34 protein-coding genes are annotated in these 25,870 nt (G+C 59.0%); 33 read left to right on the top strand and 1 reads right to left on the bottom strand.

All coding sequences use genetic code 11. The features are described from left to right. The first annotated feature begins 2 nt into the window (after positions 1–2). The 8 genes from flgC to ACE4YL_RS13820 are packed head-to-tail and all read left to right on the top strand — an operon-like array spanning position 3 to position 6,357. Entirely contained in the window at positions 3–437 is a 435-nt protein-coding gene (gene flgC / locus ACE4YL_RS13785; protein WP_461360135.1) for a flagellar basal body rod protein FlgC, read from the top strand. Positions 438–451: 14 nt separating this feature from the next. After that, on the top strand, positions 452–739 hold the full coding sequence (gene fliE / locus ACE4YL_RS13790; RefSeq protein ID WP_461360136.1) for a flagellar hook-basal body complex protein FliE: 288 nt from the start codon (positions 452–454) through the stop codon (positions 737–739). A gap of 16 nt (positions 740–755) precedes the next feature. Further along, positions 756–2,273, top strand: a complete 1,518-nt coding sequence (gene fliF / locus ACE4YL_RS13795) for a flagellar basal-body MS-ring/collar protein FliF (RefSeq protein WP_461360137.1) — start codon at positions 756–758, stop codon at positions 2,271–2,273. 11 nt (positions 2,274–2,284) lie between these two features. After that, positions 2,285–3,292 carry a flagellar motor switch protein FliG gene (gene fliG / locus ACE4YL_RS13800; RefSeq protein WP_461359150.1) on the top strand — a complete coding sequence of 336 codons (1,008 nt, stop codon included), beginning with the start codon at positions 2,285–2,287 and terminating at the stop codon, positions 3,290–3,292. Further along, entirely contained in the window at positions 3,285–4,040 is a 756-nt protein-coding gene (locus ACE4YL_RS13805) for a FliH/SctL family protein (RefSeq protein ID WP_461359151.1), read from the top strand. Before fliG ends, ACE4YL_RS13805 begins: the two co-directional genes overlap by 8 nt. Continuing rightward, positions 4,024–5,358 carry a flagellar protein export ATPase FliI gene (fliI, locus tag ACE4YL_RS13810; RefSeq protein ID WP_461359152.1) on the top strand — a complete coding sequence of 445 codons (1,335 nt, stop codon included), beginning with the start codon at positions 4,024–4,026 and terminating at the stop codon, positions 5,356–5,358. Before ACE4YL_RS13805 ends, fliI begins: the two co-directional genes overlap by 17 nt. A gap of 10 nt (positions 5,359–5,368) precedes the next feature. Continuing rightward, positions 5,369–5,791, top strand: a complete 423-nt coding sequence (locus tag ACE4YL_RS13815; RefSeq protein WP_461359153.1) for a flagellar export protein FliJ — start codon at positions 5,369–5,371, stop codon at positions 5,789–5,791. Between the two features lie 14 nt (positions 5,792–5,805). Then, positions 5,806–6,357, top strand: a complete 552-nt coding sequence (locus ACE4YL_RS13820; RefSeq protein WP_461359154.1) for a MotE family protein — start codon at positions 5,806–5,808, stop codon at positions 6,355–6,357. Between the two features lie 38 nt (positions 6,358–6,395). Here the strand turns inward: ACE4YL_RS13820 and ACE4YL_RS13825 are convergent, their stop codons facing one another. Next, complete coding sequence (locus ACE4YL_RS13825; protein WP_461359155.1) at positions 6,396–6,737, bottom strand: hypothetical protein; 342 nt, start codon at positions 6,735–6,737, stop codon at positions 6,396–6,398. 333 nt (positions 6,738–7,070) lie between these two features. Between ACE4YL_RS13825 and ACE4YL_RS13830 the strand changes: the two genes are divergently transcribed. The 25 genes from ACE4YL_RS13830 (at position 7,071) to ACE4YL_RS13950 (ending at position 25,866) form a co-directional block, all read left to right on the top strand. Then, positions 7,071–8,003, top strand: a complete 933-nt coding sequence (locus ACE4YL_RS13830) for a flagellar hook-length control protein FliK (RefSeq protein ID WP_461359156.1) — start codon at positions 7,071–7,073, stop codon at positions 8,001–8,003. Positions 8,004–8,022: 19 nt separating this feature from the next. Further along, positions 8,023–8,463 carry a flagellar hook assembly protein FlgD gene (flgD, locus tag ACE4YL_RS13835; protein ID WP_461359159.1) on the top strand — a complete coding sequence of 147 codons (441 nt, stop codon included), beginning with the start codon at positions 8,023–8,025 and terminating at the stop codon, positions 8,461–8,463. Then, entirely contained in the window at positions 8,447–8,833 is a 387-nt protein-coding gene (locus tag ACE4YL_RS13840) for a TIGR02530 family flagellar biosynthesis protein (protein WP_461359157.1), read from the top strand. The genes flgD and ACE4YL_RS13840 overlap by 17 nt, the downstream gene beginning before the upstream one ends. A gap of 87 nt (positions 8,834–8,920) precedes the next feature. Next, the gene (locus tag ACE4YL_RS13845; RefSeq protein WP_461369722.1) at positions 8,921–10,444 is read left to right on the top strand and encodes a flagellar hook protein FlgE; all 1,524 of its coding nucleotides are present in this window, start codon (positions 8,921–8,923) and stop codon (positions 10,442–10,444) included. 60 nt (positions 10,445–10,504) lie between these two features. Next, positions 10,505–11,317, top strand: a complete 813-nt coding sequence (locus tag ACE4YL_RS13850; protein WP_461360296.1) for a motility protein A — start codon at positions 10,505–10,507, stop codon at positions 11,315–11,317. Continuing rightward, positions 11,310–12,020 carry an OmpA/MotB family protein gene (locus ACE4YL_RS13855; protein WP_461358227.1) on the top strand — a complete coding sequence of 237 codons (711 nt, stop codon included), beginning with the start codon at positions 11,310–11,312 and terminating at the stop codon, positions 12,018–12,020. Before ACE4YL_RS13850 ends, ACE4YL_RS13855 begins: the two co-directional genes overlap by 8 nt. 14 nt (positions 12,021–12,034) lie before the next feature. Further along, positions 12,035–12,499: a flagellar basal body-associated FliL family protein gene (locus tag ACE4YL_RS13860; RefSeq protein ID WP_461358226.1), complete on the top strand. Its 465-nt coding sequence runs from the start codon at positions 12,035–12,037 to the stop codon at positions 12,497–12,499. Between the two features lie 18 nt (positions 12,500–12,517). Beyond that, entirely contained in the window at positions 12,518–13,405 is an 888-nt protein-coding gene (fliN, locus tag ACE4YL_RS13865; RefSeq protein WP_461360297.1) for a flagellar motor switch protein FliN, read from the top strand. 7 nt (positions 13,406–13,412) lie between these two features. Then, a complete protein-coding gene (locus ACE4YL_RS13870) occupies positions 13,413–13,688 on the top strand; it encodes a FliO/MopB family protein (protein WP_461358224.1) in 276 nt (91 codons plus the stop codon). Next, complete coding sequence (gene fliP, locus ACE4YL_RS13875; RefSeq protein WP_461358223.1) at positions 13,689–14,387, top strand: flagellar type III secretion system pore protein FliP; 699 nt, start codon at positions 13,689–13,691, stop codon at positions 14,385–14,387. It begins immediately after the preceding gene. Positions 14,388–14,398: 11 nt separating this feature from the next. Continuing rightward, the gene (gene fliQ, locus ACE4YL_RS13880; RefSeq protein WP_461358222.1) at positions 14,399–14,668 is read left to right on the top strand and encodes a flagellar biosynthesis protein FliQ; all 270 of its coding nucleotides are present in this window, start codon (positions 14,399–14,401) and stop codon (positions 14,666–14,668) included. 15 nt (positions 14,669–14,683) lie between these two features. Then, positions 14,684–15,457 carry a flagellar biosynthetic protein FliR gene (gene fliR, locus ACE4YL_RS13885; RefSeq protein ID WP_461358221.1) on the top strand — a complete coding sequence of 258 codons (774 nt, stop codon included), beginning with the start codon at positions 14,684–14,686 and terminating at the stop codon, positions 15,455–15,457. Continuing rightward, on the top strand, positions 15,458–16,543 hold the full coding sequence (gene flhB, locus ACE4YL_RS13890; protein ID WP_461358220.1) for a flagellar biosynthesis protein FlhB: 1,086 nt from the start codon (positions 15,458–15,460) through the stop codon (positions 16,541–16,543). It begins immediately after the preceding gene. Positions 16,544–16,568: 25 nt separating this feature from the next. Continuing rightward, a complete protein-coding gene (gene flhA, locus ACE4YL_RS13895; protein ID WP_461369723.1) occupies positions 16,569–18,626 on the top strand; it encodes a flagellar biosynthesis protein FlhA in 2,058 nt (685 codons plus the stop codon). A gap of 4 nt (positions 18,627–18,630) precedes the next feature. Next, complete coding sequence (flhF, locus tag ACE4YL_RS13900; RefSeq protein ID WP_461359395.1) at positions 18,631–19,674, top strand: flagellar biosynthesis protein FlhF; 1,044 nt, start codon at positions 18,631–18,633, stop codon at positions 19,672–19,674. 2 nt (positions 19,675–19,676) lie between these two features. Next, positions 19,677–20,531 carry a MinD/ParA family protein gene (locus tag ACE4YL_RS13905; protein ID WP_461359396.1) on the top strand — a complete coding sequence of 285 codons (855 nt, stop codon included), beginning with the start codon at positions 19,677–19,679 and terminating at the stop codon, positions 20,529–20,531. Between the two features lie 12 nt (positions 20,532–20,543). Next, positions 20,544–21,194 carry a flagellar brake protein gene (locus ACE4YL_RS13910; protein WP_461359397.1) on the top strand — a complete coding sequence of 217 codons (651 nt, stop codon included), beginning with the start codon at positions 20,544–20,546 and terminating at the stop codon, positions 21,192–21,194. 24 nt (positions 21,195–21,218) lie between these two features. Continuing rightward, on the top strand, positions 21,219–21,980 hold the full coding sequence (locus ACE4YL_RS13915) for a FliA/WhiG family RNA polymerase sigma factor (RefSeq protein ID WP_461365204.1): 762 nt from the start codon (positions 21,219–21,221) through the stop codon (positions 21,978–21,980). 17 nt (positions 21,981–21,997) lie between these two features. Next, positions 21,998–22,261: a hypothetical protein gene (locus tag ACE4YL_RS13920; RefSeq protein WP_461359399.1), complete on the top strand. Its 264-nt coding sequence runs from the start codon at positions 21,998–22,000 to the stop codon at positions 22,259–22,261. A 12-nt stretch (positions 22,262–22,273) separates the two neighbouring features. Then, the gene (locus tag ACE4YL_RS13925; RefSeq protein WP_461359400.1) at positions 22,274–22,666 is read left to right on the top strand and encodes a DUF6115 domain-containing protein; all 393 of its coding nucleotides are present in this window, start codon (positions 22,274–22,276) and stop codon (positions 22,664–22,666) included. A 121-nt stretch (positions 22,667–22,787) separates the two neighbouring features. Further along, positions 22,788–23,567 carry a 30S ribosomal protein S2 gene (gene rpsB, locus ACE4YL_RS13930; protein ID WP_461359401.1) on the top strand — a complete coding sequence of 260 codons (780 nt, stop codon included), beginning with the start codon at positions 22,788–22,790 and terminating at the stop codon, positions 23,565–23,567. A gap of 66 nt (positions 23,568–23,633) precedes the next feature. Continuing rightward, positions 23,634–24,293: a translation elongation factor Ts gene (gene tsf / locus ACE4YL_RS13935; RefSeq protein ID WP_461359402.1), complete on the top strand. Its 660-nt coding sequence runs from the start codon at positions 23,634–23,636 to the stop codon at positions 24,291–24,293. A 76-nt stretch (positions 24,294–24,369) separates the two neighbouring features. Beyond that, positions 24,370–25,089 (top strand): UMP kinase, encoded by a 720-nt coding sequence (gene pyrH / locus ACE4YL_RS13940; protein WP_461360299.1) that lies wholly within the window; start codon positions 24,370–24,372, stop codon positions 25,087–25,089. Position 25,090: 1 nt separating this feature from the next. Beyond that, on the top strand, positions 25,091–25,648 hold the full coding sequence (gene frr, locus ACE4YL_RS13945) for a ribosome recycling factor (protein ID WP_461359404.1): 558 nt from the start codon (positions 25,091–25,093) through the stop codon (positions 25,646–25,648). Continuing rightward, positions 25,645–25,866 (top strand): hypothetical protein, encoded by a 222-nt coding sequence (locus ACE4YL_RS13950; protein WP_461360300.1) that lies wholly within the window; start codon positions 25,645–25,647, stop codon positions 25,864–25,866. The genes frr and ACE4YL_RS13950 overlap by 4 nt, the downstream gene beginning before the upstream one ends. Positions 25,867–25,870: the final 4 nt, after the last annotated feature.

Raw genomic sequence — 25,870 nt, forward strand, 5'->3', positions numbered from 1 at the left:
AGATGAGCGTCTTTAGAATCTTCCGTATTGCAGCCTCAGGGCTGACGGCAGAGCGCTTGCGCATGGACACCATCGCCAACAATTTGGCCAATGCCAACACCACGCGCACCCCGGAAGGTGGGCCCTACCGCCGGCAGGTACCGGTGTTCGCCCCCATCTTGGACAGGGTGATGCGCCGCGGCGGATCCCCCAGTGGAAGCTTTAGCGGCGGAGGAGTCCAGGTGGTGGGGGTACTCAGCGATCCGTCGCCGCCACGGCTGGTTTACGATCCCCAGCATCCCGATGCCAATGCCGATGGCTATGTGGAAATGCCCAATGTGCACGTGGTGAAGGAAATGGTGGATCTGATCACCGCCACCCGGGCTTACGAAGCAAACATTGCGGCTTTGAACTCCGCCAAATCCATGGCGCAGCGCGCCCTGGAGATCGGCCGCTAGGGAGGGGGCTTTAGATGAAAGTTCAGTTTCCAGGCACGCCCACAAGTGTGAACCTCTCTAGACTGCAGCCGCGTCCCGAGCCCACGAAAAGCTTCCAGGAGCATCTCCGGGAAGCGCTGCGGGAAGTGGACCAGCTGCAGCACCAGAGCGATGTGGCCTTAAGTAAACTACTCACCGGCGAGATTGAGTTCCACGATGCCATGATTACGGTAGAGAAAGCTAATCTCGCCCTTCAGCTAACCATGGCTATCCGCACTAAACTGATTGAAGCCTATCAAGACATCATGCGCATGCAAGTCTAGCTAGGGTGGGTGTCGTATGAACAACATTGTGGAAACGATCAAGCAGACCTGGGGCAGGTTGTCGCGCCCGATGCAAATCGGCGTAGGCGTATTTGTCCTGGGTGTTTTTCTATCCTTGGTTCTGCTTGCCCTCTTGGGGCGCCCCCAATACCAGGTGCTCTTTTCCGGACTCAGCCCGGATGATGCCGGTGCAGTGGTGGCGGCCCTGCAGGAGCGGGGAGTACCCTATCAGCTGGCTGAGGGTGGAACGGCGGTCTTAGTTCCCGAGGATCAAGTGTTCGAAACCCGTATCGCCCTAGCCACCTCCGGCGTACCCACGGGGGGAGTGGTGGGTTTTGAGATTTTCAACACCACCCGCTTAGGCGAAACGGAAGCGGATCGCCAGCTCCGCTACCAGTGGGCGCTCCAGGGGGAACTGACCCGCACGATCCGCCAGATCGGTGAGATAGCCGATGCCCGTGTACATATTGTGTTACCCAGACGATCCCTCTTTGTGCAGGAAAGCCAGCCAGCCAGCGCCTCGGTGCTCCTGCAGCTGAAGCCCGGGCGCCAGCTCACCAGGGACCAAGTGCGGGCCATCGCCAATTTAGTGGCCAGCAGTGTGGAGGGGCTGACCCCCGATAACGTGACCATCGTGGACGCTAAAGGTACGGTGCTCAACTCCCCTGACTTCGGCGAGCTAGGTCGCGTGGCGGATCGCTTCGAGATGAAGTGGCGCTATGAACAGCAGCTGGAAAACAGCATCGTGGCCATGCTGGAGCGCATTTTTGGTTTCGGCAACGTGATCAGCAGGGTCAACGCCGTGCTGGATTTTTCCCAGATGGAGCAGTACAGCGAAACCTACTCCCCTGTGCAGCGGGGTGAAGGTTTGGTGCGCAGCGTCCAGACCTTTGAGGAATCTTACCGGGGCGAAACGACTGGTGCCGGCGGGGTACCAGGGGTGGATTCTAATATCCCCGGCTATGTGTTCACCGATTTGGGTGAAGGAACGACGGAATGGGAGCGCAGTGAAGCGCTGACCAACTACGAACTGAACCGCACGGAAACCTGGCTGACCACCCTGCCCGGGGAAGTGAAGAGCTTAGCGGTTTCTGTCTGGATCAACGGCGATTTGGAGCCCAACCAGCTCGCCGCGGTGGAAGAATCGGTCATCCGCGCCACCGGGCTGGATCTCAGCCGGGGCGACAGCATCTATGTGGCCAGCGTCCCCTTTGAGGTGATGCCCTTTGGGGATGGCTTTGATCTGCCCGAGTCTCCCAGGGCCATACCCGTCCCTTACTTGGTGGCGGGGGGCCTAGGGCTTGTCTTGCTGCTTGTGCTCATCTGGGTTTTGACCAGAAGAAAAGAGCCGGTGGCAGAAGTGCCCCTCGCGGCCGCCCTCGATGTGGTGGTGGGCGAAGAAGAGCTGCCCGAGCGGGAGCTCACCCCTGAAGAGCAGGAGAGGCTCCACATCCGCAAGCGCATTCAAAAACTAGCCCAGGAGAAGCCTGAAGAGGTAGCCATGATCATGCGCAGCTGGTTGGTGGAGGACTAGGAGGGTCAAGCATGAGAGCTCAGAGACTGAGCGGTAAAGAGAAAGCGGCGGTGCTGATGGTCAGCCTAGGCCCCGAACTCTCCGCATCTATCTTCAAACACCTCAAGGAAAACGAAATCGAAGACTTAACCTTGGCCATCGCGGGCTTGAAGCGGGTTCAACCGGAGCTCAGGGATGAGGTGATGGAGGAGTTCCACGAGCTGATTCAGGCCCGGGAGTACCTGGAGCAGGGCGGTATCGAGTACGCCCGGGAGCTTCTGGAGAAAGCGCTGGGCCCGGAGCGGGCAGAGGACATCATCAAGAGGCTCACCGCCTCTTTGGCCATCCGCCCCTTTGATTTTGCCCGCAAAACCGACCCGGGCCAACTTTTGAACTTTATCCAAAACGAGCATCCCCAGACCATCGCCCTGATTTTGGCCTACCTCCATCCTGAGCAGGCGGGCTTGATCCTCTCCTCCTTAAGCCCTGAACTGCAGGTGGATGTGGCCCGGCGCGTGGCCAAGTTGGATCGGACCAATCCCGAGGTGCTGCAGGAGATCGAAAGTACCCTGGAGCAGCGCTTATCTGCCTTTGTCATGGATGATTACACCGTGGCCGGCGGGATCGAGTCCATCGTAGATATTCTCAACATGGTGGATCGCACCACCGAGAAAACCATCTTAGACTCTTTGGAAGAAGAGGAGCCGGAGCTGGCGGAAGAGATCCGCAAGCGCATGTTCGTCTTCGAAGATATCATCCTCCTCGACGATCGCTCCATTCAGAAGGTGCTGCGTGAGGTGGATTCCAAGGATCTGGCCATGGCCCTGAAGACGGCCAGCGAAGAGGTCTCGGCCCGGATCTACAAGAACATGTCCAAGCGGGCCGCGGAGATGCTCAGGGAAGACATTGAGTACATGGGCCCTGTGCGCCTGCGGGATATTGAGGAAACGCAGCAGAAAATTGTGGCCATCATCCGCCGCCTGGAGGATATGGGCGAGATCATCATTGCCCGGGGAGGGGAGGATGAGGTGATTGTCTAAAATCATCAAGGCCGCGGAGCTGAAGGTCCTGCTTACCGAAGATGCCCAGGCCGTGATCCCCTTTATACCCACGGAAAGGGCTGATACCGCGGCTTTCGTCAAGGGCGAGACCATCCTGGAAGGTGCCAATCTGCTCCAGGATGCCCGGGCCAAGGCCCAGGAGCTCTTGGAAGAGGCGGAACGGGAAGCCCAAGCCCGCCTGGAGCAGGTGCAGCAGGAAGTGGACAGCATCCGCCTGCAGGCCAAGGAAGCGGGTTTTGCCCAGGGCTACCAGGAAGGGTTGGAGGAGGGCCGCCAAAAGGCCCTGGAGAAGGCGGCCGATCTCTTGAAGCTCCTCCAGTCCACAGTGGAAGAAGCGGTCCGCCTGAGGGCCGCCAGTCTCCAGGCCCTGGAGGACGACTTCCTAAAGCTCAGTATCTTCCTTGCCGATAAGATGATCAGAAAAGAGGTAGAAACTGATATTTCCTGGCTGAAGCCCATGGTGAAAGAAGCGCTGGAAGTCTTGGGTTCGGTGGAGCAGGTGGTTGTGCTCCTCAACCCTGTGGATTATGCCCTCCTGCAGAACTACAGGCAGGATCTGGAGCTCTCCAGCCGGGCCGAACTGGTTTTCCAGCAGGATGCTTCCATCACCCCAGGCGGCTGCTTGATTGAAACGGAAACGGGCCTGATCGACGCCCGTCTCGAGAGGCGCTTAGGCAAACTAGCCCATCACTTACTGGAAGTGCTGTACGATGAGGAACATCGCTGAGCTTTCCCCGCGGGTGGCCCATTACCTGCGCCACCTGGAAGGGGTCAACGACACCATCCACAGCGGCCGCGTCAGTCAGATCGTGGGCCTGACCATTGAGTCCATCGGGCCCACCACCAATATTGGAGATATCTGTTTGATCAAGCCCCGCAGCGGCGGGGGCGTTCCCGCGGAAGTGGTGGGCTTTCGCGATCAAAAGGTGCTGCTCATGCCCCTGTCTGACCTCACCGGCATAGGGCCGGGGAGTCTGGTCACCGCCACGGGAGCACCCCTCATGGTGCCCGTGGGCGAAGGGCTGCTGGGCCGCATTTTAGATGGACTGGGCCAGCCCATGGACGGCAGGGGTGCGGTTGCCGCCACCAAGTATCTCTCGGTGCAGGGGAACATCCCCTCGCCGCTGGAGCGGCAGCGGATCAAAACCCATCTGTCCGTGGGGGTGCGGGCCATTGATGGCGTCCTCACCTGCGGCCGGGGGCAGCGCATTGGCGTGTTCGCCGGCAGCGGCGTGGGCAAGAGCACCCTTCTGGGCACGATGGCCCGCAACACGGAAGCGGATGTGAACGTGATCGCCCTCATCGGCGAGCGGGGTAGAGAAGTCCGGGAGTTCATTGAACGGGACCTGGGCCCGGAGGGGCTGGCCCGTTCAGTGGTGGTGGTAGCCACTTCGGATCAGCCTGCGCTGGTGCGCATCAAGGGTGCCATGGTGGCCACAACCATTGCCGAGTTTTTCCGGGATTTGGGCCTGGATGTGCTTTTTGTCATGGATTCGGTGACCCGCCTGGCCCTGGCCCAGCGGGAGGTGGGCCTGGCCATCGGCGAGCCCCCGGCCACCAGGGGCTATACCCCCTCGGTGTTCGCCCTCCTGCCCAAGCTTTTAGAGCGCACCGGGCCCGGCCGCAACGGCACAATCACCGCCTTTTACACCGTGCTGGTGGAAGGTGATGACATGAACGAACCCATTGCCGATGCGGTGCGGGGTATCCTGGATGGGCATATCGTCTTGAACCGGGCTCTAGCTGAGAAGAACCACTACCCGGCCATCGACGTTTTGGCCAGTATCAGCCGTTTGATGGTGGAAGTGACCAGCATGGAGCACCAGGAACTCGCCGCCAAACTCCGGTCGGCCCTGGCCGCCTACACAGAAGCGGAAGATCTGATCAACATCGGGGCTTACGCCCACGGTTCCAATCCGGAAATCGATGAAGCAATCAAACTGCATCCCAGGATCACTGCCTTCCTGCAGCAGGGTGTCAATGAACGTTCGGACTTCTCCGAGACCTTGGCGCAGCTGGAAGCGGTGTTCAGTGGGAATGGTTAGGGGTTGAGGCATGGCTCGCTTTAAGTTTCGCCTGGAAAAGGTGCTGAAAGTCAGGGAAATCCAGGAAGAACAGTCCAAGTTCAAGTGGGCCCGGGAAGAGCGTATGGCCCATGAAGAACGTGCCAAATTGGCGCGCCTAAAGGAACACGAACAGGAGATCAGGGAATTCGGCTACGGGCAGGGTGAGGTGCTGCTGCGCCAGGCCATGTATGAGTACCTGGAAAACCTGGACCGCAAGGTGCAAAGGCAGACGGAGCGGGTGGCCAAGCAGGAAGAGGCGGCCAGCCACGCCAAGAAGCAGTGGCTCAAGGCCCGGCAGGAAAGGAAAAAGGTTTCCATCCTGCGGACAAAAGTCTACGCCTCCTTTGTGAAAGAGGAACTGAACAAAGACCAGAAAGTGCTGGATGACATGCGCTCGCGTGTCTTGTCCTAGGGAGGTACTCTGTTGTGGGCAGATGGGTTTTGGCCTTCACTTTTCTCTTGATCGCTGTGCTCGCTGCCTTCGTCGTCCTCTCCGTCACCGGAGTGATCGACGGGCCGGCTCTCCTCTGGAGCTGGGCTGGACGGATCGATTGGCTCCAGCCCCACCTGGCGACCTACAGCCGGGGACAGGAAGCGGAAACCTGGATCGCGGCACAGGAGGCCGAGCTTATGGCCATGCTGGCCGATTTGGAAAACCGCTATGAGGAGCTGCGGGCCAGCCAGAACCGGCTGGAGCAGCGCTCGCAGCAGCTGGACAAGCGGGAGAGCGAACTGGCGGCCTGGGAGGCCAGGCTCCAGGCGGAAGCGGAGCACAGGCGCAGTGTACAGAATCTCGCGGAAATCTACAGCGGCATGCAGCCCCAGGACGCAGCCCGCATCCTGCAGGAGCTGGATAGGGAGCTGGTCCTCCAGGTTCTTTTGGAGATGGACACCTTCACCGCCGCTGACATCCTTACTCTTCTGCCAACTAACCTGGCCGCGGCCTTGAGTAAAGAACTGGGCCGGGCCGGTGAATAGGTTGGAAAACAGCTGGGAAAGGAGGTGAGAGCATCGAGTTAGTAGCCATTATTGATTTGCTGCCGAGCGCGCAGGCGGAGCAGGGACAGGCCGTCCGCCGCCAAGGTGAGGGGGAAGCAAGCTTTGCCGACCTCTTGAGCAAAGCCCTCACCCCTGGGCAGGCCGCAGCGGAACCGCAGGAAGAGGTCCCCAAAGAGCGTGAGGACGAAAAGCAGGAGGAACAGAACGATCTTCCTTGGGGCTCCATCCTCCTCGACCTGCGGGGACAGCCAAGCGCCGAAGTCCCCGAAGGCACCGAGCAGCCTTCCGCCCTTGGGGCAGCGGAACTGCCGCAGCGACAATTCCCGCTGCAGCCAAGCGCAGCAGAGCTGCCAAGGCAAGGCTTGACCACTTCTGCCAGTGAATCCGCGGCAGTGCCCACAGGCGATCCGAGCGAGGCTGAACCGCCCGCTTGGCCCGTTCCAGCAGCGGAGCAAGAGGCGGGGGAAGTACTCCAGCCACCAAGTGGGCAGAAGCACAAAGCTGAAAGCCCTGCTCCAGAAGGGGCCGGAAACCAAGAAGCAGCTCCACTAGAGCAGATGCCCCGGCGTAGGCTGAGCCCATTGCCTCGACCGCGCGGGGAGGCTCCCCGGAGCGCTGAACCCCGGTCCGCTCTAGTGGGCAAGGCGGGGCAGGGGCCGCTGGCCGAGGTACCCACCGAGGGTGCCAGAAACGTGCGGGTGAGGAGAGCGGTTACTATCCGGGAGGGAGCTCCGCTGCCGCAGGAGCTGCAAGGTGGAGAGGGAAGCCCCAAGGAGGTCGTTCTGCCCAGCCTAGCAGCGGAAAACGGTCCTGAGCCCCAAGCTCAAGAGCGGGAATTTGCATTTGCCGCCCAAGGGGAGGAGCAGCCTAAGGAAAGCGGCGACTTCCCTCAGGCCAAACCCAGCCCCACACGGGGATCTGCCGCCCCGGAGACTCGGGCGGAAGCGCCAGTGAAACCCGAGGCAGGGCCGGCGGAGGGAGAGCAGCAGGTGGTGGAAGGGGAAGCCGTTCCAACGGCTTTTGAAACGGCTGAACCGGAAAAGGAGCTGAAGCCGCCCGCAGCCCAGCGGAGCCAGCCAGAGGAAAGGATTGATCCCGAAGTCCCCAAGGCGCATCCGGAACCGGCGGTACAACCACCCCCAGTCAAGCTGGAGCAAGTGCAGGAAGAGCTGGAGATGCCCGCACCTTTGCGGACCGTGCTGGACCTTAGGCAGCCGCAGCAGGTTTTGCCTAAGCTGGTGCGCTTCATGGAAACGCTGGTCACCGAAGAGCGCAGCGAAGTGCGCATCGAGCTCAAGCCAGGGCACCTAGGTGAGATGCGCATCAAACTCGCCGTGGAGCGGGGGGTCATGGTGGCCCAGTTCCTGGTGGAGAACAGCAGGGTGCAGGAGCTGATCTCCGCACAGCTTCCCCAGCTTTACGCAGCCTTACAGGACCAGGGAACGGTGCTGGGCGACGTGATGATTGATATCGGCTTGGGCCAGGACAAGCTGGGCCGGGAAAACCAGTCCCAAGGTCGGGCACCTGGGCGCTCCGGCCAGGCTAAAGCCGGAGCAAAAGAAACAGCCACGGCGGCGCGCTATCTAGCAGGCAGCAGCTGGCACAGGGTCGATGTACGTGTCTAAGGAGGTGAGGTATTTGTATGTGAACACGGTGGGTACCGTGGACGAACTGCTCCGCCAGCGGGAAGGGGCCAAAAGGGACCCAAGCGCCTTGGGCAAAGATGACTTTCTCCGTCTGCTGATCACGCAGCTGAAATACCAGGACCCCATCAGTCCAGTAGACGATAAAGAGTTCATTGCCCAAATGGCCCAGTTCAGCAGTTTGGAGCAGATGCAGAATCTCAACACCAACCTCAGTGAAATGATGCTGGCCCAGCAGAAGCTCTCAGCCTTGGGACAAGCCATGCAGATGATCGGCAAGGAAGTGGAGCTGTTCACCAAGGAAGGCGAAAGCCTCTTTGGCAAGGTGACGGGGGTGCAGTTCCGCAGCGGCTGGCCTGAGATTATTGTAGGCGGCAAGCTGTACGATTTCACTGAAGTGGTGGCCATCAGGGAGGGAGTGCCCAGTGACCCAGCAGTTTAAGATCCCCAGGGGATTACCTGTCCAGCCGGCGCAGCCGAAAACCACGCCGCGCAGCAAACCCGCGGCCAAACAGCAGGACTCCTTTGCTCAGATCCTCGAGAGCAAGCTGCAGCAGCCTGCCCTGAAGTTTTCGGCCCATGCCGCCAGGAGGCTGGAGGCGCGGGGCATTCGCTTCACCGATGAGCAGCTGCACACTCTGGAAGAAGCTGTGGAGAAGGCCAGAAAAAAGGGAGGCAGAGAGACCTTGATCCTCATGGGCGATGTTGCCCTGGTGGTGAGCGTGGTTAACCGCACCGTGATCACCGCCATCGATGGGGAGAGTCTCAAGGAAAACGTGTTTACCCAGATTGACAGTGCGGTTATCACCTAAAAGCAAAAACTACAGGGCTGGACCCTTCGGGGAGCCCTCCCCCCACTGAACGATTGAGGTGGGGTTTGAAAGGAGGATGCAGAGCGTATGTTGCGTTCAATGTTTGTCGGCGTCTCCGGTCTGAAAGCGCACCAGATGCGGATGGACGTCATCGGCAACAACATTGCCAATGTGAATACCGCGGGGTATAAAGCTTCGCGGGTTACCTTCCAGGAAATGCTCAGCCAGACCACCCGCGGCGCCACGGCGCCCACCGCGAACCGCGGTGGTTCTAACCCGCAGCAGGTGGGCCTGGGCGTGCAGCTGGGTTCCATCGATGTCAAGCACACCCAAGGCAACACCCAAAGCACCGGTTACATCACAGACCTGGCCATTGAAGGAGACGGCTTCTTTATCCTAGCAGAAGGAGAAGATGGCTTAAACCGCCTCTACACCCGGGCGGGGATTTTCGGCCTGGACAGCGGAGGCACGGAAGGCAACCTGGTCTCCTTGGTGAACGGCATGCGGGTGATGGGCTACAGGGCGGAGAACGGGATTATCGACTACACGTCCCTCAAACCCCTGTACATCTCCGGTTCGCAAACCATCGAAGCGAGGGCCACAGATCAGGTGGTGTTCGGCGGAAACCTGGACAGCCGCTACACGGAAGGGACCGGGGTCCGCAGGACTGTACAGGTCTACGACTCCCTGGGCACAGAACACACAATTGTAGTGGATTTAACCAAAACAAAGGAGGATAACACATGGGATTGGAAGGCCTACTGGCTCGTGCCCAGTAGCGCTATCCCCGTCGACCAGGCAGGTGAAATCACCCCCAACGCCAGGTATGTGGTGGACGACAACGACCAGCTGTGGAGAGTAGCTTCCGACTATGAATACGATGGGAACCCAGGCGCTAGCCCTGACGCGGTATTAGTGGCCACCTTTGATAGTGGCACCTGGACGGTCGCGGGCACAACGGACTCTACCTTTACCTTTGGGACCGAGCTCGATGAAGGCACGTTTCTCACGGCCGCATCCGATGGGAGCTCTCTGGTGCTCACAGCCGAACTCGCGGTGGGCCAGGCCGACAGCGACACAAGGATCGAGTTCGGTACCAACGGCAGTTTCCTGGGACCGAAACCAGAGAAGGCAGTGATCAGCTTTGACCCGGCGGGGGCAGAATCCATCCGTATTAAGCTGGACTTTACGCAGTTCACGCAGTATGCGGATACCTTCACCGGGAAGTTCCTCAGCCAGAACGGCCACACCAGTGGTGCTTTGGAAAGCTTCACCATCGACCAGAACGGGGTCATCGTGGGCAGCTTCTCCAACGGCTTAACCCAGGCCCTGGGTCAGGTGGCTCTGGCCAAGTTTGCCAACCCCGGCGGGCTCATGCGGTCAGGCTCCACCATGTTTATGGAGTCCACCAACTCCGGGAGTGCGCAGGTGGAACCGGCTGGGGCGCCTGGTTTCGGGCAGATCATCCCCAGTGCCTTGGAGATGTCCAATGTGGATCTCAGTGAAGAGTTCACTGACATGATCATCACACAGAGGGGCTTCCAGGCCAACTCCCGCATCATCACCACATCTGATGAAATGCTCCAAGAGCTGGTGAACTTGAAACGATAGATTGGGCTGACTAGGGGGCTGCATCTGCAGCCCCACTAGTCCATGAAGGAGTGCGGATAGATGGATCTGGCAACCATATTGGGTATTTTCATCGGTCTTGGGCTGATGATCCTGGCCATTGTGATGGAAGGGGATGTCACGCTCTTTCTGAGCCTGCCGAGCCTGCTGATTGTCTTTGGTGGCACCTTCGCCTCCATCATGGTCAACTTCTCCATGAAGGAAGTCCTCAGCGTATTTCCCCTGCTCAGGGTGGCCTTCTCCCGGCAGACCAACGACAGTGCAGGCGTCATCGAGACCCTGGTGGAGTTTGCTGAAATCTCCCGCCGTGAGGGGCTGCTGGCCCTGGAGGAGCGGGCCCAGGCCACCAATGAGCCCTTTTTGCAGAAGGGGATTCAGCTGATCGTGGACGGCACCGATGCCGAACTGGTGCGCAACATCCTGGAAATCGAACTCTTTTTCCTGGAGGAGCGTCACCGCATCGGCCAGCGCATCTTCGAGCAGATGGGTGCCCTCTCGCCGGCTTACGGCATGATCGGTACTCTAATTGGACTCATCGCCATGCTGGGGCAGCTGGACAAACCTGAGCAGGTGGGTATGGGCATGGCCGTGGCTTTGATCACCACCCTCTACGGTGCGGTGGCCTCCAACCTCTTGTTCCTGCCCATCGCCGGGAAGCTGCGGCTGAAGAGCGATGAGGAAGTGCTCATCAAGCAGGTGATGATCGAGGGAATTTTGTCCATCCAGGCAGGGGAGAATCCGCGGATTGTAGAAGAGAAGCTGAAGTCGTTCCTCTCGCCGGACGAAAGGGAGGCGGCTGTTCGGGATCGGGTCAGGGCGCGCTCCACTTCCGAAGGAGTGACGGTCAATGCGTAAAAGGCACAGGGATGACTCTGGACCGGTCGCTTCTTGGCTCACCACCTATTCCGACATGATGTCGCTCCTTCTGGCCTTTTTTGTGCTGCTGTTTTCCTTTTCGGTCATAGACGAGCACAGGTTCGCCACGTTCATCACCGCCTTCCAGAACTACATGGGTATCATCGGCGAAGGAACCGGTCCTTTAGAACAGCCTGGCCCCCTGCCCATGGATTATTCTGACCTGGGGAGGCGCCAGCTCTACGAACTGTTCCAGGAGCTCAGTGAACTGGTGGAAGAAGAGGGCATGACAGGTGTCCAGCTGGAGCTAGAGGAGCGGGGATTAATTGTGCGCTTCGCCGAGCAGGTCTTTTTTGACCTGGGTGAGGCCACCCTCAAGCCCGAGGCCATCCAGGCCTTGAGGACGATCGCCCCAACGCTGCGAGAGCTGCCCAATCCCCTGCGGGTGGAGGGGCATACCGATAACTGGCCCATCAGCACCGCCCGGTTTCCCTCCAACTGGGAGCTGAGCGTGCATCGGGCCACTAACGTGGTGCGTTTTCTCGTTGAGGAAGAGGGCTTTGATCCCCAGAAGCTCTCCGCGGCAGGTTATTCGGAATACAGGCCGATCCGGTCCAACGACACCGCGGAAGATCGCGCCATGAACCGCCGGGTTGATATTGTGATCCTCAATATCGACCTCTGGGACTATGAACCCAATTAAGAGGAGGCTTCGTAATGGCCAGGAAAGTGGAAGTAGACCTGAAATTACTGATCGTTGCCGTCGCCTTCGTGATCATCGCCACCGTGGGCAGCGCCTTCACCACCTACTTGATTTTCCGCGGCAGCGCTGCGCAGACTCCTCAAGGGCAGGAAACGACCACCACCCGCAAAGAACTGGGCCCAACCCATCCCCTGGGTGAGTTCACCCTGAACCTCCTATCTTCACCAAACCAGCGCCGCTATATCCGCACCGAAATTGTTCTGGAGACCAGCAACAAGAAGGTGGTAGGTGAGCTGGAAAAGAGGATGCCCCAGGTACGTGATGAGGTGATCACTATTATCCGGGCTAGAACCGCGGAGGACCTGAGCACCCAGGCTGGCATGGAGTCCCTGCGCCTTGATATTCTCAAGGCCATGAACGCCCTGGTTTCCACAGGCGAGGTCACCGATGTGTTCTTCATCGATCTGATTATCCAGTAGCCGAAGAAGGGGGTACATATGCCGCGCTCTATTCTCTCCCAAGGTTTACTTGAGGAAGATGCCCTGCTTCACGCCTTGACTAAGGCCTTTTGGCGTGCCTTGGGGGCACTGAACGAAGCTTTAGAGCGGACCCAGGTAGAAGGTCCCCACCTGGAGCGCCTGGAAGACGATTTAGCCCGTGCGGTTTCCCCCGAGGCCTTCGCCGTCGCCGCGGAGCTGGGGGGCTGTGAGCTGCTTCTGGCCATGCCCGCAGGGGATGCCCAGGAACTGGGGGAAAAGTTCGGTGAAGCTCCCTTGGGGGTAGTGGAAAAACTGAGCCAGATGTGGACAGGGCAGCTGGCAGAGGAACTGGGCACCGCCTACACCGTCTATCGAGGCCAGAGGGTAGACCTGGGTGCCCTGAACCCACCGGGAAGCTCCCGGGCCCATCTCGCCCGCTATTTCTTCCGGCTTGAGGGGAAGCAGCTGGGGTTTTACGCAGTGTTCCAATGTTTTGCGGAGCTTCAGGCCCTGGCGGCACGACCCGGCGGGGCACAGATTAAGGGACAGGGAGGGACAAGAGCCATTAAGAGCCAGATGGTTAAGGGAACTGAAGTTGAGGTGAGCAAGGCTGTCTTTACGCCCATTGGGGAGCTGGACCATGTGGAACAGGAACAGGAGCTGCGCCTTTTGGAGGATATTGACCTGACCATCACCGTGGAACTGGGCCGCACCACCCTGACCCTCAAGGAAATCCTGGAGCTGAAGCCCCAGTCCGTAATTAGACTGGAGAAGCTGGCGGGGGAACCTGTGGACGTTTTCGTGAACAACAACAAGGTGGCCCGGGGTGAGGTTGTGGTCCTAGAAGACAACTTCGGTGTGCGCATCCTGGAGATCGTGCCCAAGTCCAAGCGGGTTCAGGAGTGAATGTACGATGGACGCGGAGCTCATCTGGGGTCTAGTCCGGGTCGTCTTGGCTTTAGCCATAGTTGTGCCCCTCACCATTTTCGCCACGCGCTGGTACGGCCGCAGGCAGGGGCAGGGGCAGAATCTGCGCATTAAAGAGGTACTATCCTTGGGCACCAACCGCGCTTTATATGTCGTAATCTGGGAGGATAGGGAGCTGCTTTTGGGTGTTACTGCCCAAAGCATCACCGTTTTGGATCAAAAACCGCTGCCGCACTTAGCTGAGGAGGAGGCTTTGGAGTAGATGGGCTTTCTGCAGACAACGATCCCCTTTCCCAGCGTGGATATTGGCATCGGCATTGCCGAAGGCCCTGGCGATGTGGCCATCACTTTGCAGATTCTCCTGCTGCTGACCATCCTCACTCTGGCCCCGGCCATCCTCGTCCTCCTTACCTCCTTTACCCGGACGGTGATCGTCCTTTCTTTGATCCGCAATGCCCTGGGAACAAACCAGGTTCCTCCCAACCAAGTTTTGATCGGTCTGGCCCTTTTTTTGACTGCCTTCATCATGGCGCCCACCTTCGGGGCGGTCTACACCGACGCCCTGCTCCCGTACTTCAACGGCGAGCTGTCGCTGGAAGAGATGTGGGAGGTGGGGCTGGAGCCCATCCGGGAGTTTATGCTGCGCAACACCAGGGAGAAGGACTTGGAGATGTTCGTGGCCTTGAGGGGACAGGAGCGGCCCCAGACACCGGCGGATCTTGATACCCTGACCCTGATCCCCGCTTTTGTCATCTCTGAATTGAAGACCGCCTTCCAGCTGGGCTTTGTCATCTTCGTGCCCTTCTTGGTCATCGACATGGTGGTGGCTTCCACACTCATGGGCATGGGCATGATGATGCTGCCGCCCATCATGATTTCGCTGCCCTTTAAGCTGTTGCTGTTTGTGCTGGTGGATGGCTGGCATTTGATCGTGCGCTCGCTGCTGGCGAGCTTCACATAAGGGGTGATGGCATGACCGATCAAATGGTGGTCAGTATTGCCCGGGATGCTGTCCTCACCATTTTGCTGGTGGCAGGACCCGCCCTGGGCATCGGTATGCTGGTGGGGCTGTTGGTCAGCATTTTCCAAGCCACCACCCAGATCCAGGAGCAGACCCTGACCTTTATTCCCAAAATCATTGCCGTACTGGTTTCCATCGTCATTTTCGGTCCTTGGATGATCCGGCGTTTGGTGGACTTCGCCGAACGCTTACTGAGCGAACTGCCAGCGTTCATCAGGTAGGGGGAGGCCGCGAAGTTGATTTCCGTAGTTGATTTCGTCCGCTTCTCCCTAAGTTTTATCCGCCTGGCCACATTTTTCGCCGCCGCGCCCTTGTTTGGCATGCGCAATGTGCCCGTCATGGTCAAGGTGGGCCTCTCTGCCCTGTGCGCCCTGGTGGCGCTGCCGCCCCTTGATCCCCTGTGGGATCTGGGTTCCTGGCCTGTTTTGGCCGTCCTGGCCCTGCAGGAGGTGGTGGTGGGGCTGGTTTTGGCTTTGGCGGTGGTTTTGGTTTTTGCCGTCGTGAGCTTTGCCGGCCATTTTGTCGATGTGCCCCTGGGCTTTGGTATGGCTTCGGTTTTTGATCCGGCCCTGGGTGGACAAATCCCTGTTTTTTCCCAGTTCTACCATGTGGTGGCCGTCCTGATCTTTTTCGCCCTAGACGCCCACCTGTGGCTGATCCGGGCGGTCCAGCATTCCTTCGCGGCGGTGCCCTTGGGATCGGCTTTCCGCCTGGAGCCCAGTTTTGCGCTGTTTATGCAGCTAGCGGCGGAGATCTTCATCATCGGCCTGAAGATCGCCCTGCCGGTGATGGCCACGCTCCTGCTCACCGACATTGGCTTGGGCATTGTCATCCGGGCGGTGCCCCAGATCAACGTGTTTGTTCTGGGCTTTCCCATCAAGATCATGGTGGGCATGGCGGTGGTGCTTCTGGCCCTGCCCGCGGCTGTGCACCTGATCACTCAGCTGTTCAGCAGCGAGGGAGTTCTCCTTCGCTATCTGCAGGAGCTGCTTACTCTAGGAGGGAGTTAAGTGGCAGAATACCGGTTCAATCTGCAGCTCTTCGCCGGCGAAAAAACCGAACCGGCAACGCCCCGGCGCCGGGAAGAAGCGCGCAAAAAAGGCCAAGTGGCCAAAAGCGCGGAAGTATCCACCGCGTTTTTGGTCTTAACCGGCTTTCTCCTCCTTCGGGGGGTGGGGCCCTTTGTGGCGCGCCATCTGCGGGAGACGGTCCAGTTCTTCCTGGCCAATTTGCACCAGTGGCAGGGGGATCTGCCGGGACTGGGGAGTCTGCTCTTGGTGGGCGCCGCCAAGTTCGGCCTGGTGGTGGCTCCAATCTTCTTGGCCTTTTTCGCCATCTCCCTGCTCAGCCAGGTGATCCAGGTGGGCTTTGTGGTCTCCAGCGAAGTTCTCCAGCCCAAGTTTTCCCGCATCAACCCCCTGGAAGGCCTGCGGCGGATCTTTTCCAAACGGGCCTTGGTGGAGTTTCTCAAGTCAGCAGCGAAGGTGGCCCTGGTGGGCTATTTAGTTTACAAACAGGTCGCGGGGAACATCACCTGGCTGCGCCATGCGGGACTGTTCGAGTTGGAGCAGGGTATCGCCCTGGTGGTGGATGGAATCTACCGTTTGGGGCTGCAGGTTGGGCTGCTGCTTATGGTTGTGGCGGCCGCGGACTATTGGTGGCAGCGCCGGGAGTTTGAGACCAGCATCCGCATGTCTAAAGAGGAGATCAAAGAGGAGTTCAAGCAGATGGAAGGCGACCCCCTGGTCCGCTCCAGGATCCGCCAGCGCCAGCGGCAGATCGCCGCCCAAAGGATGATGCAGGCGGTACCCACCGCCGATGTGGTGGTGACCAACCCCACCCACTACGCGGTGGCTATCAAGTACACTCCGGGGCAGATGGACGCTCCCCAGGTGGTGGCCAAGGGCCGGGGCTTAATTGCCCAGCGGATCAAGGAAGAAGCGCAGAAACATCGTATTACTACAATACAGAACCCGGAGTTAGCCAGGGCACTGTACGCGACCACCGAAGTGGGGCAGGAGATTCCAGCGCACCTCTATCCTGCCGTCGCCGAGGTTCTGGCCTTTGTTTATCGTTTGCGTAAGAAGTCGGTTTAGCTGCTGAAGATAAAGGGTGGTGGACATGGCCAAATCAGGGCTTTCACTAAACCAGAGCGTGGGACGGATCAGCGACCTTTTTGTGGTCATGGCGGTGGTGCTAATCGTGATCATGATGGTCCTGCCGCTGCCCCCTGTCCTGCTGGACCTGCTTTTGGCTGTGAACATCAGCCTATCCCTGCTCATTTTGCTCATCTCCATGAACATCCGGGAAGCGCTGGAGATATCCGTGTTTCCTTCGCTGCTCTTGATTACCACCCTGTTCCGCTTGGCTTTGAGCGTTTCTTCCACACGCTTGATTCTCCTTACCGCCAACCCCGGCCGCATCATCTTGGCCTTTGGCGAGTTTGTGGTGGGCGGCAACTACGTGGTGGGTTTCGTCATCTTCTTCATTTTGGTCGTTGTCCAGTTCATCGTGATTACTAAAGGTGCCGAGCGGGTTGCTGAGGTGGCCGCCCGCTTCACCTTGGATGCCATGCCCGGCAAGCAGATGAGCATCGACGCGGACTTGAACGCCGGGCTGATTACCGAAGGCGAAGCCCGGCAGCGCCGCCAGCAGATCGCCCGGGAAGCGGATTTTTTCGGGGCCATGGATGGTGCCGCCAAGTTCATCAAGGGAGATGCCATTGCCGGTATTGTCATCCTGGTCATCGATCTTCTGGGCGGTTTGGCCGTGGGTATGCTGCAAAAGGGCATGGACTTTTCCGGTGCCCTCAGCCGCTACGCTCTGCTAACGGTGGGGGACGGACTGGTGACCCAGATCCCCGCGCTGCTCATCTCCACAGCCACGGGCATTGTGGTCACCAGGGGCGCCTCCGAAAACAACCTGGGCTCGGACCTGACCTCCCAGCTCTTTGCCCACTACCGAGTTCTGACCACGGCAGCAGTGGTGGTGGCCCTCTTCGGCCTTGTGGGCGGCCTGCCTAAAGTGCCCTTCCTGTTCCTGGCCGCTTCCTTTGGCGCCCTGGCCGCGGTGGTGCGAAGGGCGGAAAAAGGGCAGGAGCAGGAAGAAGAAACGGTCTTGGAACAGCAGCGCCTGGAGGAAGCCCGCAAGCCGGAAAGCGTAGTCTCCCTGCTCCAGGTGGATCCCATTGAAATGGAGATCGGCTACAGCTTGATTCCCCTGGTGGATGAGGGCCAGGGCGGGGACCTCTTGGATCGGATCAGCATGATCCGCCGGCAGTGCGCGATCGAGCTGGGTGTTCTAGTGCCGGTGATCCGGATTCGGGATAATCTCCAGCTCAGCCCCGATGAGTATGTGGTGAAGATTAAAGGGATCCAGGTTGGCCGCGGAGAACTAATGGTTAACCACTATCTGGCCATGGATGCGGGAGGCGTCACGGAGCAGGTGAGCGGCATCCCCACCACGGAGCCGGCCTTTGGGCTGAAAGCCCTCTGGGTGGATGCTGCTACCCGGGAGCGTGCGGAGTATGCTGGGTACACCGTGGTGGATCCCCCTGCGGTTTTGGCCACCCACCTCACGGAGATCATCCGCACCCACGCCCATGAACTTTTGGGCCGCCAGGAGGTGAAGTCGCTTCTGGATGGTGCCCGGGAAAACTACTCCGCGGTTGTGGATGAGCTGGTGCCGGATCTGCTCACCGTGGGCGAGGTGCAGAAAGTGCTGCAGAACCTCCTGCGGGAGGGGGTACCCATCCGCAATTTGGTCACCATTTTGGAAACCCTGGCGGATATGGCGCCGGTCACCCGGGATGTGGACTACTTAACTGAATTCGTGCGGGAGGCTCTCGGACGGCAGATCTGCCAGATGTACCAGGAAGATGGCGTACTGACCGTGCTCACTTTGAGCTCCCGCTGGGAGGAGGCTATCGCCGAGTCCATAGAGCATACAGACCGCGGACTTGCGGTGGCCCTCGACCCCCGGCTCCTGCAGGAGCTGTACGGGGCACTGGGACAAGCCTTGGAACAGCACCTGATGCCCTACCCGCTGATCTTGGTTTCTCCCCAGATCAGGATGGCGCTGAAGCGGCTCACGGAACGGGCTATTCCGCGCCTTATTGTCCTGTCCTATAACGAGATCAGCCCGGATGTCCAGGTGAATGCGGTGGGGACGGTGAATTGATACCATGAGGGTTAAGAAATTCACAGGAAAGACGATACAAGAAGCAGTAGAGAATCTGCGCCAGGAATTCGGGCGCGATGCGGTGATCCTGCATACCGCCCAAAAAAGGGCCTGGTTGTGGGGGCGCATGGGGCCGAAACGCTATGAAGTGCTGGGGGCCTTTGACCCCAACTACCGGGCGGAGGGCAAGAACAAGAACAACTCGGCTGAACGCAGCCGGGCGGCCCAGGCCCCGGGCGGAGAAGACTCCCGGCCGGACCCGGCCTGGTCCCAAGCGGTGCAGAGCCTCTGCAACCGCCTGATCGGGGCGGATATGCCCAAGGACTTGGCTGTGCAGCTGCTGAAGGAAGTGCTCAAGGGACTGCCCAAGGAGGACTGGAATGAACAGGCCAAGCTGTGGCAGCGCCTGCAGGAAGTGACGGCCCAGCGCATTCAAACGGCGGAGCCGTGGGAGTTTGGGGGAGAGCAGAAGGTTGTGGCTTTGATCGGACCCACCGGCGTGGGCAAGACCACCACCATCGCCAAGCTGGCCGCTAACTTCTCACTGATTGCCCAGCGCAAGGTGGGTCTGATCACGGTGGATACCTACCGCATCGCCGCGGTTGAGCAGCTGAAAACCTACGCGGAGATCATGGGCCTGCCCCTGCATGTGGCCTACAGCCCCAGGGAGCTGCAGGAGGGTTTGGCTAAGCTCAAGGACAGGGACCTAGTTCTCATCGATACCGCGGGGCGCAGCCAGAACAACCAGCTGCACATGGGCGAACTGAAGCACTTTTTTAAGGATCTGGAGGCGGAAATCCACCTGGTGATCAGTGCCACCACCAAGGCCCGCGACGTGGACGAGATCATATCGGTTTTTGGCCAATTGCCGATTGATCGCCTGATCATCACCAAACTGGATGAGACCAGTGCCTATGGAGTCCTGCTCCACACCTGCCAGCGGGCCCAGGTGCCCATCGCCTTCGTCACCACAGGGCAGGGGGTTCCAGAAGATATCGAGGTGGCGGATGGCGCGCGAATTGCCCAACTTATTTTGGGGGACACGTAAAAATGAGAGATCAAGCGGCGAACCTGAGGAGACTGGTTGCGAACAAGGAACCCAGCTCTCGAATCATCGCTGTGACCAGTGGCAAAGGCGGGGTTGGGAAAACGAATATTGCTGTGAATTTGGCACTGGCCCTGTGTCAGATGAACTACAGGGTCGCGCTCATCGACGTAGATTTGGGCCTAGCCAACGTGGATATCGTCCTGGGTATTACCCCCAGGTTTAACTTGGGACATGTCATGTACGGGCAGAAAACCCTGGGGGAGATCATCATGGAAGGCCCCTTGGGCCTGAAGATCATCTCCGGGGGTTCCGGCATCACTGAGCTGGCCAACCTCAACGGATGGCGTCTGGAGGCTTTCATCGCCTCCTTTGAAGAGCTCAACCAGAACTTCGATTTCGTGATCCTGGACACGGGCGCTGGCGTGCACCGGACGGTGACCAGCTTTGTTCTGGCCGCCACCGATATTCTGGTGGTGACCACCCCGGAACCAACCGCGATCACGGATGCCTACGGACTCTTGAAGATTATTCACCAGCGGGCACCCCAAGCCAGCGTGCGCTTGGTGGTCAATATGGCGAAAAGCCCCGGCGAGGCGGACATGGTGGCGGACAGGCTCAACTCCGTCCTGCGGGAGTTTGTGCAGTGGGAAGTGGATTACGTGGGGCATATCCTCACCGAGGCCCAGGTGGCCCGGGCCGTGGCGGAGCAGCATCCTTTTTTGCTTGCCTATCCCAACTGCCGGGCCAGCCGCTCCATCAAGAGGATCGCCGGGGTTTTGGCCGGTGGGAACGCCCCCAGCGAGCCTTTGGGCATTCGCGGTTTCTTTGCACGCGTATCGGGGCTTTTACAGATCTAGTGAGGGAGTGCTATGCAGGTCGTACCAAATCAGCTGGTAGAACTACATGTGGATAGCCCGGCGGGGATGCGGATTTACCGCACCAGGGTGGAAGATGCCTACGACGATTTGGTGATTGTGGGCGCCCCCCTGGAGAAGGGGGCCGTTGTCCCCATCCGCCTGGGTACCGAACTGAAGATCGAGTTCAAGCTGACAGGCCCGGACAAAGAGGGACGCTTCAGCACAACGGCCATCGTGGAAAAGCGCTTCCGGACAAGCATCCCCCTGCTGCAGCTGCGCCTTTTAGGCGAGTGGCAGAAAACACAGGAGCGCATGTTCGTGCGGGTGCCCGTGCATCTCGACGCCGTGGTTGTTCCCCTCCAGGAAGGCGGTGAGGAGCTTCCACCCCAGACTGCGCTCATCCTCAATTTAAGCGGGGGTGGCTTTCTGCTCCGCAGCGACCATCCCTTCCAGATCGATGATGAGGTGCGCATCTCCTTCCGGATCGGGTCAGAGCAGATTGTGTCCACGGCCTATGTGGTGCGTTTTGTCCCCGGGGAAACGGGCCAGGATTACGGCTTTGCCTTTTTGGATATCCCAGAAGCCATGCGTAAGGCTATTATCCAGTTTGTGTTCAAACGCCAGATCGAGCTGGCGGAACTTACCCGGGAGGATCTCAGTTAATTCCGTCCCCATGGGGTGAAGAATGTGTCTTGGGAGAAGGAGCACAGGCGCAGGGAAGAGCTGTGGCGCAGGTACAAAACGGGCAACGATCCCGCGGCGCGGGAACAGCTCATTGAAGAATACATACCCTTGGTGAAATATGTGGCTGGCCGTTTGGCCATGAACCTGCCCAGCAACGTGGATCTGGGCGATTTGGAGAGCTTTGGTTTTTTCGGCCTGCTGGATGCTTTGGAAAAATACGATGCGGAGCGCAACACCAAGTTCGAAACCTACGCCACCACCCGCATCCGGGGCGCGATCATCGATGGACTGCGCTCCTTGGATTGGGTGCCCCGCAGCACCCGCTCCAAGGCCCGCCTGGTGGAAAGCCAGATCTACGAGCTCACCAATGATCTGGGGCGCACCCCCACCGATGACGAAGTGGCGGCTGCCCTGGGGTTGAGTCTGGACGAATACTACGGGCTCCTCTCGGAGCTGAAGGGGGCCAATCTCTTTTCCCTGGATGAGACCGCGGCCGGCGATGAAAACCGGGATAATCTGCGCATTCTAGACTTAGTGGTGGACCAAGGACTGCTCCCCGATGAACTCCTGGTGGAACGGGAAAGCGTCAAAGAGCTGGCCGCGGCCGTAGCGGAGCTCTCCGAACGGGAGCAGCTGGTCTTGGCCCTTTACTACCAAGAAGATCTGACCTTAAAGGAGATCGGCCACGTTTTGCAGGTGTCCGAATCCAGGGTATCCCAGATCCACACCAAGGCCATTATGACACTGCGCAGTCGGCTCAGTTAGGAGCGGAGGGAACAACCATGTCCATTAGGTTTCCTGATTTCCAAATCCTAGTTTCCCGCTCAGATCAAGTGCCCAAGGTCCACCGGGAGGGGGACCCCACAGGTGCCGCGGGCCGGGTGGCACCCCAGGTCAGCCAGGAGTTTGCCGCCCGGGAGCGGCGGGTGGAGCGAAACAAGGAAAAAGACCGCATCCGCGATCGCAAGGAGCGCAGGCGCAGGCAAGGGCAAGAGGAACCTGGCCAGCGGCCCAAAACCAGAAGGCGCATCGATGTGCGGGCCTAGGGGGTTGGTGCTGTGGAGTTCTTCCTCGTCTTTGCGCTGGGCATGATCGTGGCGGTCTTGGCCCTTTTCCTGATCCGCCCGGGGCTTTTTGCCCGCCCCAATCTAGATTACTCCGTGATGGAGATGATGGTGGAGGAAGCCATCAACCAGCTGGAGGAAAGGCAGCAGGCGATCTTGGCAGAAATCGAAGAGCAGCAACGCATCCTGCTCCAGCTCCAGGATCAGATTGTCAAGAGCTTCCTGCCCGAGTCCCACAAATCCCCCAAGGTGCTGGCGGTGCTGGAACTGGCTGCCCAAGGTAAAGATGTGGCGGAAGTTGCCAAAAAACTGGGCTTGGGGCTGGGGGAGGTGGAGCTCATTTTAGAGCTGAATAAAGGCGAGAAGCCCCTTGCTGAAAGCAGTTAAGTGTGCTATATTAGCAAGTGGTGTGCAAATACACACGCCTTGGGATGGGCGGTAAGGGTGCCGTTTGGTCTTACCCCCAGATGAAAAGGGCGGAGGAAAAACAAGGAAGGAGGTGGACGAATTGGCCGTAGTAACCATGAAGCAACTGCTGGAGGCCGGCGTTCACTTTGGGCATCAGACCCGCAGATGGAATCCGAAGATGGCTCAGTACATCTTCACTGAACGCAACGGGATCTACATCATTGACCTGCAGAAGACAGTCAAGAAAGTGGAAGAGGCTTACAACTTCATTCGGGAGACGGTGGCCGCGGGCAAGTCGGTGCTCTTCGTAGGCACGAAGAAGCAGGCCCAGGAAACCATCCGGGAAGAGGCAGAGCGCTGCGGCATGTTCTATGTCAATCAGCGCTGGTTGGGCGGCATGCTGACCAACTTCAAGACCATTTCCTCGCGCATTGGACGCCTGGAAGAGATCGAGAAGATGGAAGAAGACGGCGTGTTTGACGTCCTGCCGAAGAAGGAAGTTACCCAGCTGCGTAAAGAAAAGGAACGCCTGACCCGCTTTCTAGGGGGCATCCGCAGCATGAGGACCCTGCCCGGTGCAGTGTTTGTGGTCGATCCCCGCAAGGAACGCATCGCCGTAGCGGAAGCTCGCAAGCTGGGTATTCCCATCGTGGCTATTGTAGATACTAACTGCGATCCCGATGAGATTGACTATGTGATTCCCGGCAACGACGACGCCATCCGGGCTGTGAAGCTTTTGACCTCCATTATCGCCAGCGCGGTGGTGGAAGCAAAAGAAGGCATCAGTTTCGCTGAGTCCCCAGCTGAAGGGCAGGCTGACAAGACTTCTGCACCAGCTGCCGAGGACGACAATGTGGATACGCTTGACGAGGAAGAGTAAAAGCGGTGAAGAGGGTGGGAGGAATACTCTCACCCCTCTTTTCAATCGATCAGAAGGAGGGTTAATATGGCGGAAATCACAGCAGCAATGGTCAAGGAGCTGCGGGAAAAGACTGGGGCCGGCATGATGGACTGCAAAAAGGCGCTCCTGGAGACTAAGGGAGATATGGACGCCGCAGTGGACTACCTGCGGGAAAAAGGTTTAGCTGCAGCGGCCAAGAAAGCCGGGCGCATCGCCGCCGAAGGTCTCGTCACCTCTTACATACACATGGGCGGGCGCATCGGGGTTTTGGTGGAAGTGAACTGCGAGACGGACTTCGTGGCCAAGACCGAGGAATTTGCGCAGCTGGCCAAGGACATCGCCATGCACATTGCCGCATCCAAGCCCGAGTATGTTTCCCGAGATGAGATCCCCGAGTCGGTACTGGAGCATGAGCGTTCCATTTACAGAGCGATCGCGAGAAACGAAGGCAAGCCCGAACACATCATCGACAAGATCGTGGAAGGGCGCCTGGAGAAGTTCATCCAAGAGGTTTGCCTCCTGGAACAGCCCTTTGTGAAGGACCCGGATCTGACCGTGGGTGACCTTCTCAAAGAAAAGATCGCCAAGATCGGTGAAAACATCGCGGTCAGGCGTTTCGTGCGCTATGAACGCGGCGAGGGTTTGGAGAAACGTCAGGATGATTTCGCCGCAGAAGTTATGGCCCAGGCTCAAATGGGGCAGTAGGAGGACACCGCTGGTGTTCTCCTTTTTTGCTGGAGGGATCTTCCGCTTTGAGCAGAATTATTAAGGGGTGGTGTCCGTGATGAAGCCGAAGTACAGGCGAGTGGTGTTGAAATTAAGTGGAGAGGCCTTAGGCGGCGGGGGGTTTGGCATTAACCCCGAGGTGGTGAATTACATTGCCCAGGAGATCAGCGGCGTCATGAACCTGGGCGTGCAGATGGCCATCGTGGTGGGAGGCGGGAACATCTGGCGGGGTGCCACAGGCAGCGCCAAGGGGATGGACCGCAGTACCGCCGATTACATGGGCATGCTGGCCACCGTGATCAACGCCCTGGCCCTCCAGGATGCCCTGGAGCAGTTGGGGGTGCAGACCAGGGTGCAGACGGCCATTGAAATGCGCCAAGTGGCCGAACCGTATATTCGACGCCGGGCCATCCGCCATCTGGAAAAGGGCCGCATCGTCATCTTCGCCTCAGGCACGGGCAATCCCTATTTTTCCACCGATACCACCGCGGCCCTGCGGGCGCTGGAGATCGAGGCCGAGGTGATCCTCATGGCCAAAAGGGGAGTGGATGGCGTCTACAGCGCCGATCCCCGAACCGACCCAGCCGCGGTGCGCTATGATACCATCAGCTACTTAGAAGTGATCAACCAAGGCCTGGGCGTCATGGATACCACAGCCACTTCCCTCTGTATGGACAACAACATCCCCCTGATCGTGTTCAACTTCGCTGAACCTGGCAGCATTGCTAAGGCTGTCTGCGGATCAAGAATAGGTACTTACGTAGGAGGCGAATGAGATGATTGGTGAGATTTTGGATCAAGGAAAAGCCAGGATGGAAGAGGTCATTGTCCGCACCAAGAAGGCTTTTGCCAGTGTGCGCACTGGTCGCGCCAATCCAGCCCTTCTCGACCGCATCGTGGTGAACTACTACGGCACGCCCACACCGCTGAACCAGATGGCCAGCGTCACCGTGCCCGAACCGAGAATGCTGGTGATCACCCCGTGGGATAAAAGCGCCATGAAAGACATCGAGAAGGCTATCCTCACCTCTGATCTGGGGCTGGTTCCCAACAACGATGGTTCCGTGATCCGTCTGGCCATTCCGCCGCTCACCGAAGAGCGCCGTAAGGAACTGGTTCGCCTGGTGCGCAAGGATGCGGAGGATCACCGGGTCGCGGTGCGCAACATCCGGCGGGACCTCAATGAGGCCGCCAAGAAGCTGGAAAAGGACGGCGACATTTCCGAAGACGAACTGCGGCGGGCCCAAGAGGAGATTCAAAAACTCACCGACCGCTTCATTGAGCAGATCGATGAGCTTCTCAAGGCGAAAGAGAAGGAGATTATGGAGGTTTGAGCAAGCAGCAGGAATTCGCAGAGTGGGAATTTCTGATCGGTTATCCCCTGGAACAGGCGGAAGAGCTCCTCAAGGAAGAAAACGTGGCCTTTGAGGTGATCTGGACCAAGGCACCCAAGCGCGCCTCTTCCGTCCAGGAGGATGCCTATGTGATCGCGGTGCGCAGCGGTTCGCCTTTGACCCTGGTCTGCGCGGCCCCAGATTGGATTGTGGATTAGGAGG

The organism is Candidatus Darwinibacter acetoxidans, assembly GCF_041936445.1.
In the GTDB taxonomy this organism is placed as follows: domain Bacteria; phylum Bacillota; class Limnochordia; order Darwinibacteriales; family Darwinibacteriaceae; genus DTU010.